This window comes from uncultured Mycobacterium sp., from assembly GCF_964249325.1.
In the GTDB taxonomy this organism is placed as follows: domain Bacteria; phylum Actinomycetota; class Actinomycetes; order Mycobacteriales; family Mycobacteriaceae; genus Mycobacterium.
On sequence record NZ_CAXUCH010000141.1, the window covers coordinates 1 to 7,769 of the forward strand.

The window sequence follows — 7,769 nt, forward strand, 5'->3', positions numbered from 1 at the left end:
GGCGGCCGGTACCTGTACGACGATGGGCGCCGCGTAGGGGCGTGGGTGTAGTCGGGCAATTCGGCGGTAGTCTGGCACGTCGTGTACCTCAAGAGTCTGACGTTGAAGGGCTTCAAGTCCTTCGCCTCACCAACGACTCTGCGTTTCGAGCCAGGCATCACCGCGGTGGTGGGTCCCAACGGCTCGGGCAAATCCAATGTGGTCGACGCGCTGGCCTGGGTGATGGGCGAGCAGGGGGCCAAGACGCTGCGGGGCGGCAAGATGGAAGACGTCATCTTCGCCGGCACCTCCTCGCGGCCGCCCTTGGGTCGCGCCGAAGTCACCGTCACCATCGACAACTCCGACAACGCGCTGCCGATCGAATACTCCGAGGTCTCGATCACCCGCCGGATGTTCCGCGACGGTGCGAGCGAGTACGAAATCAACGGCAGCAGTTGTCGGTTGATGGACGTGCAAGAGCTGCTGAGCGATTCGGGCATCGGCCGCGAGATGCATGTCATCGTCGGGCAGGGCAAGCTAGAGGAGATCCTGCAGTCGCGGCCCGAAGACCGCCGCGCGTTCATCGAGGAAGCCGCCGGGGTGCTCAAGCACCGCAAGCGCAAGGAAAAGGCTCTCCGCAAACTCGACGCGATGTCAGCAAACCTGGCCAGGCTCACCGACCTGACCACCGAGCTACGCCGCCAGCTCAAACCGCTGGGCCGCCAGGCCGAAGTGGCCCGCCGCGCCCAGACCATCCAAGCCGATCTGCGCGACGCCCGGCTGCGGCTGGCCGCCGACGACATCGTCACCCGCACGACCGAATTTGAAGACGCCAGCCAAGCCGAGGCAGCGTTGCGCCGCGAGCATGACGAGGCCTCTGCCCGATTAGCGGTGGCATCTGAGGAGTTAGCGGCACAAGAGGACGCCTCGGCCCGCCTTTCTGAGCGCACCGATTCAGCCCAGCAGACCTGGTTTCGGCTGTCCGCGTTAGCCGAACGGGTCGGCGCCACCGTGCGCATCGCCAGCGAGCGCGCCCAGCACCTCGACGTCGCGCCGGCCGCAACCGGTGGGCCCGACCCCGCCGCGCTGGAGGTGGAGGCCAAGCAGGTGGCGACGCAAGAGCAGCAGCTGTTAGCAGAGTTGGCCACCGCGCGTACCGGGCTGGAGGCGGCCCGCGCCGAACTGGCCGGGCGTGAACGCAGCCTCGCCGACGCCGAAAAGGCGCACCTGGCGGCGGTGCGGGCGGAAGCCGACCGCCGCGAGGGCCTGGCCCGGCTGGCCGGTCAGGTCGAGACCATGCGCGCGCGGGTGGAATCGATCGACGACAGCATCGCGAAGTTGGCGGAACGAATCGAAGAGGCAGCTGCGCGCACCCAGCAGGCCTATGCGGAGTTCGAAACAGTGCAGGCTCGGGTCGGCGAGTTGGACCAGGGCGAGGTCGGCCTCGACGAGCACCACGACCGGATGGTCGCCGCCTTGCGGCTGGCCGACGAACGAGTCGCTGAACTACAGGCCGCTGAGCGCGGCGCCGAACGGCAAGTGGCTTCACTGCGCGCCCGCATCGACGCGCTGTCGGTAAGCCTCGAGCGCAAGGACGGCGCTGCCTGGCTCAGTCAAAACCACAGCGGGGCTGGTCTTTTCGGATCGATCGCCAAGCTGGTCAAGGTGCGCTCGAGCTACGAGGCGGCGCTGGCCGCGGTACTCGGGGCGGCCGCCGATGCGCTGGCGGCGGACAGTTTCGGTGCGGCCCGCACAGCGATGACCGCGCTCAAGGAGGCCGACGCCGGTCGCGCCGCCATCGTGCTGGGCGATTGGCCGGTACAAGACCACATGCCAGCGGTTTCGCTGCCCAACGGCGCCGTGTGGGCCGTCGATCTCGTCGAGGCACCGCCCCAGCTACGCGGCGCGATGAGCGCCATGCTCTCCGGGGTCGCAGTGGTCGGCGAATTGGCTGCCGCACTCGATCTGGTGGCCGCCCACCCGCAGCTGCGGGCGGTCACCCTCGACGGCGATCTGGTCGGGGCCGGGTGGGTCAGCGGCGGTTCGGACCGCAAGCCGTCCACGCTGGAACTCACCTCGGAGATCGACAAGGCCCGCGCCGAGCTGTCTGCCGCCGAGGCTCAGGCCGACGAACTAAGCGCCGCGCTCTCTGGCGCTCTCACCGAGCAGGCCGCCCGCCAGGATGCCGCCGAGCAGGCGCTGGCGGCGCTCAACGAATCCGACGCCGCGATCGCGGCCATCTATGAGCAGCTGGGCCGACTGGGACAGGATGCCCGCATTGCCGAAGAGGAGTGGGGCCGGCTGCTGCGCCAGCGCGAAGAGCTGGAAACCGGGCGCGCGCAGACCGTCGAGGAGCTCAGCGACCTGGAGACCAGACTGCGCAATGCCGAACAGACTCCACACGGTTCGGCGAGCGAACCCATCGACCGTGAGCACATCGACGTCGTACGCAGCTTGTTGGAGACCGCCCGGGCTGCCGAGGTGGAAGCCCGGTTGGCGGTGCGCACCGCTGAAGAGCGCGCGAATACCGTTCGCGGGCGGGCGGATTCACTGCGCCGTGCCGCTGCTGCTGAACGCGAGGCACGGCTGCGCGCTGAGCAAGCTCGCGCTGCTCGGGAACGCGCGGCCGCCGTGGCCGCGGCAGTAGCCGACTGTGGACGGCTGCTGGCCGCGCGGCTGACCCAGGTCGTGGATGCCGCCTCGCGCCGTCGCGACGCGTTATCGGTTGAACGCCAACAGCGTTCGGCTGCAATGGTGGCGGTTCGCGAGGAAGTGGACGCGCTGCGCACCCGCATCGCGGCGCTCACCGAGGCGCTTCACCGCGACGAGGTGGCCAAAGCGCAGGCAGCGCTGCGCATCGAACAGCTCGAGCAGATGGTGCTCGAGCAGTTCGGGATGGCGTGCGACGACCTGGTCGCCGAATACGGCCCGCAGGTCCCGCTGCCACCCACCGAGCTCGAGCTGGCCGAGTACGAGCAGGCCCGCGACCGCGGCGAGCAGGTCACCCCGCCGGCACCGATGCCCTTCGACCGGCCCACCCAGGAGCGCCGGGCCAAACGCGCCGAACGCGAACTGGCCGAACTGGGTCGGGTGAATCCGCTGGCGCTGGAGGAGTACGCCGCACTGGAGGAGCGCTATAACTTCCTAGCCACGCAGCTAGAAGACGTCAAGGCCGCCCGCAAGGACCTGCTCGACGTGATCGCCGACGTCGACGCGCGCATCCTGCAGGTCTTCAGCGATGCCTACGCCGACGTGGAACGCGAATTCCGCGCGGTGTTCGCCACCCTGTTCCCCGGCGGGGAAGGCCAGCTGCGGCTGACCGATCCCGACGACATGCTCACCACCGGCATCGAGGTAGAGGCCCGGCCGCCCGGCAAGAAGATCAAGCGGCTGTCGTTGCTCTCCGGCGGCGAGAAGGCGCTGACCGCGATGGCGATGCTGGTGGCGATCTTCCGGGCCCGGCCGTCGCCGTTCTACATCATGGACGAGGTGGAGGCGGCGCTCGACGACGTGAACCTGCAGCGGCTGCTCGACCTGTTCGAACAACTGCGCACCCAGTCCCAGCTCGTCATCATCACGCACCAAAAGCCGACGATGGAAGTGGCCGATGCCCTCTACGGCGTGACCATGCAAGACGACGGCATCACCACGGTGATCTCGCAGCGCATGCGCGGCCACCAAGTGGACCAGCTCGTCGGCAGCTCACGATAGCCAGGAGTACATGGTGTCCGGCGCTTTGTGGATCGCCGTTGCGGTCGCGGCCGTACTGGTCGTCATCGCTGCGGTGGCCGTTGGCCTGGTGCTGTACCGACGGCGCCGGATCAGCCTGTCGGCCCGCCAGCAAGCGAGCACGCTTGACCGTTCCGGCGGCTACACCACGTCGTCGGGTATCACCTTCACTCAGACGGCACCGCCGGACCGCATCGACACCACCGGCTTGCCCGGCGTCGGCGACGACGCGACCGTCCCGCGCGACGCCGTCAAACGTCCGATCGCCGACGTCCAGCTGCCCGAACCCGAGACCCAGCAAGTCGAGGCACCACCGGTCGCACCCGACATCGGTGCGATCGCCCCACCCGAGGGACGCCTGGAACGGCTACGCGGCCGCCTCGCCCGATCACAGAACACTCTGGGCCGCAGCATGCTCGGCCTGCTCGGCGGCGGCGACCTCGACGAGGAGTCGTGGCAGGACGTCGAGGACACCCTGCTGGTGGCCGACCTGGGCCCGGCGGCTACTGAATCGGTGGTATCGCACCTGCGCAGCCGGCTCGCCACCAGCAGCGTGCGTACCGAGGCGGACGCCCGCACGGTGCTGCGGGAGGTCCTGATCGCCGAGCTGCGGCCCGAGCTGGATCGCTCCATCCGCGCGCTGCCGCACGCCGACCACCCGTCGGTGCTGCTCGTCGTCGGCGTCAACGGCACCGGGAAAACCACAACCGTCGGCAAGCTGGCGCGCGTGCTGGTGGCCGACGGCCGGCGCGTCGTGCTTGGCGCCGCCGACACATTCCGAGCAGCCGCGGCCGACCAACTGGAAACCTGGGCCGCCCGCGTAGGCGCCGAGGTGATCCGCGGCGCCGAAGGCGCCGATCCTGCCTCGGTGGCCTACGACGCCGTCGACAAGGGCATCGCCACGGGCGCCGACGTCGTGCTGATCGACACCGCCGGCCGACTGCATACCAAAACCGGGCTCATGGACCAACTCGGCAAAGTCAAGCGGGTGGTCAGCCGACGGGCGGCGGTCGACGAAGTGTTGCTCGTGCTGGACGCCACCATCGGTCAAAACGGGCTGGCCCAGGCGCGGGTATTCGCCGACGTCGTCGACATCACCGGCGCAGTCCTCACGAAGTTGGACGGAACAGCCAAGGGAGGCATCGTTTTCCGCGTCCAACAGGAATTGGGCGTGCCAGTGAAACTGGTGGGACTCGGTGAAGGACCGGACGACCTCGCCCCCTTCGAGCCTGTGGCCTTCGTCGACGCGCTGCTGGGCTGACTCCTCTCCCGCAGTGAGAATTACGTTACCTCGGCGAAACGTTGAGGCACTAACGCCGCAACAACCTTTGCGCATTGTCTGACAAGGTCATCGGTCACCTTTGGTGGCCGGGACTGCGCTGATGCGGAGGTGATGTCGAGTGGACCAATTCCCAACCATGGGCATTCCCAATACTGGCGACACCGCCTGGATGCTGGCGAGTTCGGCGCTTGTGCTGTTGATGACGCCGGGCTTGGCGTTCTTCTACGGAGGGATGGTCCGCGCCAGAAGCGTGCTCAACATGATCATGATGAGCGTCAGCGCGATGGGCGTCGTGACGGTGCTGTGGGTGCTCTACGGTTACTCGCTGGCCTTCGGCGACGACGTCGGCAACATCGCCGGCAGGCCAACCGAGTACTGGGGACTCAAGGGCCTCATCGGTGCCAATGCCGTCGCCGCGGATCCAAGCACGCACACCTCAGCAGTGCAGATCCCGTTGGCGGGCACCATGCCCCACGTCGTCTACGTCGCATTCCAGCTGATGTTCGCGATCATCACCGTCGCGCTCGTCTCCGGCGCGGTGGCCGACCGGATGAAGTTCGGCGCGTGGACAGTATTCGCCGGACTGTGGGCGACATTCGTCTACTTCCCGATCGCGCACTGGGTGTTCGCGGCCGACAAGTTCGCGGCGGCGCACGGCGGCTGGGTTCTCAACAAACTGCACGCAATCGACTTCGCCGGCGGCACCGCGGTGCACATCAATGCCGGGACGGCCGGGCTGGTGCTGGCGATTGTTCTCGGTAGGCGGCACGGCTGGCCCAATGTGCGGATGCGACCGCACAACCTGCCTTTTGTGATGCTCGGTGCCGGACTGCTGTGGTTCGGCTGGTACGGATTCAACGCGGGGTCGGCTACCAGCGCCAACGGCGCTGCGGGCGCCACGTTTATCACCACCACGGTCGCGACCGCCGCCGCCATGCTCGGCTGGCTGCTCACCGAGCGCGTCCGCGACGGACACGCCACCTCGCTGGGAGCAGCGTCGGGCATCGTCGCCGGCCTGGTCGCCATTACGCCGTCGTGCTCGTCAGTCAACGTGGTGGGCGCCTTGGTGATCGGCGCACTGGCCGGCGTGTTCTGCGCGCTGGCGGTCGGGCTGAAATACCGATTGGGCTTTGACGATTCACTCGACGTGGTCGGAGTGCATCTCGTCGGCGGTCTGGTGGGCACATTGTTGGTCGGCCTGCTCGCCGCCCCGCAGACCACTGCCATCGCCGGTGTCACCGGCGTGTCGCCCGGCTTGTTCTACGGCGGCGGGTTCGCTCAGCTGGAACGCCAAGCAATCGGCGCTTTCAGTGTTCTCGCGTATTCGGCTGTTGTCACCGCTATCTTGGCTTTGATCCTGAAATACACCATCGGGCTGCGCCTGAGCCCAGAGGACGAAGCCTCAGGCATCGATGAGGCTCAACACGCTGAGAGCGGCTACGATTTCGCGGTCGTCAGCGGTTCGGTTCTTGGTCGTCACGCCTTGGAGGGAAGTGGATATGAAGCTGATCACCGCGATCGTGAAGCCGTTCACGCTCGACGACGTCAAGACCAGCCTGGAGGAGGCGGGCGTCCTGGGGATGACGGTGAGCGAAGTCCAGGGGTACGGGCGGCAGAAGGGTCACACGGAGGTGTACCGGGGCGCTGAGTACTCCGTCGAATTCGTCCCGAAGGTTCGAATCGAGGTTGTCGTCGACGATTCCATCGTCGACAAGGTCGTCGACAGCGTGGTTCGGGCGGCGCGCACCGGCAAGATCGGCGACGGCAAAGTGTGGGTCAGCCCAGTAGAAACCGTTGTGCGGGTACGCACCGGTGAGCGTGGACCCGATGCCCTATGAGGTCGGCCACCAGTATTTGATCCGACCCGCATACCATGAGACCACGCAGGTCAGATCCCGTCCCAGACTCTCGATGGGAGGGCCCGGCTCCTGAAAGTGCCCGTCCCGCAATCGATTTGGTCGCCGCACGGGACCGCCTGCTAGCGCGGGGTCCGCACGAACTGGATTCGGCGGCAGTGCGGAAAGCGTGGCAGGATCTACACGAGTCCTGGCTGACCACCAAGGCAACCGAGATTGGCATCACCGGCGACAGCGGCTTCGCGATCGTCGCAACCGGTTCTCTGGGCCGAGCGGAGCTGCTGCCTCACTCGGACCTCGACCTGATGTTGCTACACAACAACATGCCCGCTGAGGTCGTCCGCCAGGTCGCCGACCTGTTGTGGTATCCATTGTGGGACGCCAATATTCGCCTCGACCACTGCGTGCGAACTGTCGCGGAGGCGCTGGAAATCGCTGGTGCGGACATCTCGTCGGGCCTGGCCATGCTGGAGGCACGCCACATTGCCGGCGACGCCGCGCTGTCGGAGCTCTTGATCGACGACGTCCGGCGGCAGTGGAGGAGCGGGATCCGTTCTCGATTCGGCGAACTCGTCGAAGCAGCCCAGGCCCGTTGGCGCCGCACCGGCGAAATTGCACACCGCGCCGAGCCCGATCTGAAATTCGGGCGCGGTGGCCTCCGCGACATCCAGTTGCTCGACGGGCTCGCTATAGCGCAGCTCGCCGATCGGCAGGCGCTCCGCACCCCGGAGACCCTGGCGGGTTCGGTGGACTGGGCCTGTCGGGCGCTGATCGACGTGCGCACCGAGCTGCATCGGGTGTCCGGCCGCGGCCATGACGTGTTGTTGGCCCAATACGCCGACGACATCAGTGACGCCCTGCAGCTGGGTGCCCGGTGTGACCTGGCGCGCGTGCTGTCGGACGCAGCTCGAACCATCAGCTAC

Annotated in this window: 4 protein-coding genes and 1 pseudogene (1 of these 5 running past the window's edge); all 5 read left to right on the forward strand. The window is 67.4% G+C overall.

The window, feature by feature from the left end:
* The first annotated feature begins 81 nt into the window (after nucleotides 1–81).
* Nucleotides 82–3,690, forward strand: a complete 3,609-nt coding sequence (gene smc, locus ACFE99_RS16675; protein ID WP_375487193.1) for a chromosome segregation protein SMC — start codon at nucleotides 82–84, stop codon at nucleotides 3,688–3,690.
* 10 nt (nucleotides 3,691–3,700) lie between these two features.
* Nucleotides 3,701–4,969: a signal recognition particle-docking protein FtsY gene (gene ftsY, locus ACFE99_RS16680; RefSeq protein ID WP_375487195.1), complete on the forward strand. Its 1,269-nt coding sequence runs from the start codon at nucleotides 3,701–3,703 to the stop codon at nucleotides 4,967–4,969.
* A gap of 139 nt (nucleotides 4,970–5,108) precedes the next feature.
* Entirely contained in the window at nucleotides 5,109–6,638 is a 1,530-nt protein-coding gene (locus tag ACFE99_RS16685; RefSeq protein WP_375487197.1) for an ammonium transporter, read from the forward strand.
* On the forward strand, nucleotides 6,547–6,828 hold the full coding sequence (locus ACFE99_RS16690; protein ID WP_232070477.1) for a P-II family nitrogen regulator: 282 nt from the start codon (nucleotides 6,547–6,549) through the stop codon (nucleotides 6,826–6,828). The genes ACFE99_RS16685 and ACFE99_RS16690 overlap by 92 nt, the downstream gene beginning before the upstream one ends.
* Before the next feature lie 35 nt (nucleotides 6,829–6,863).
* Nucleotides 6,864–7,769: pseudogene (locus tag ACFE99_RS16695) on the forward strand ([protein-PII] uridylyltransferase); it runs 1,533 nt beyond the window's last position.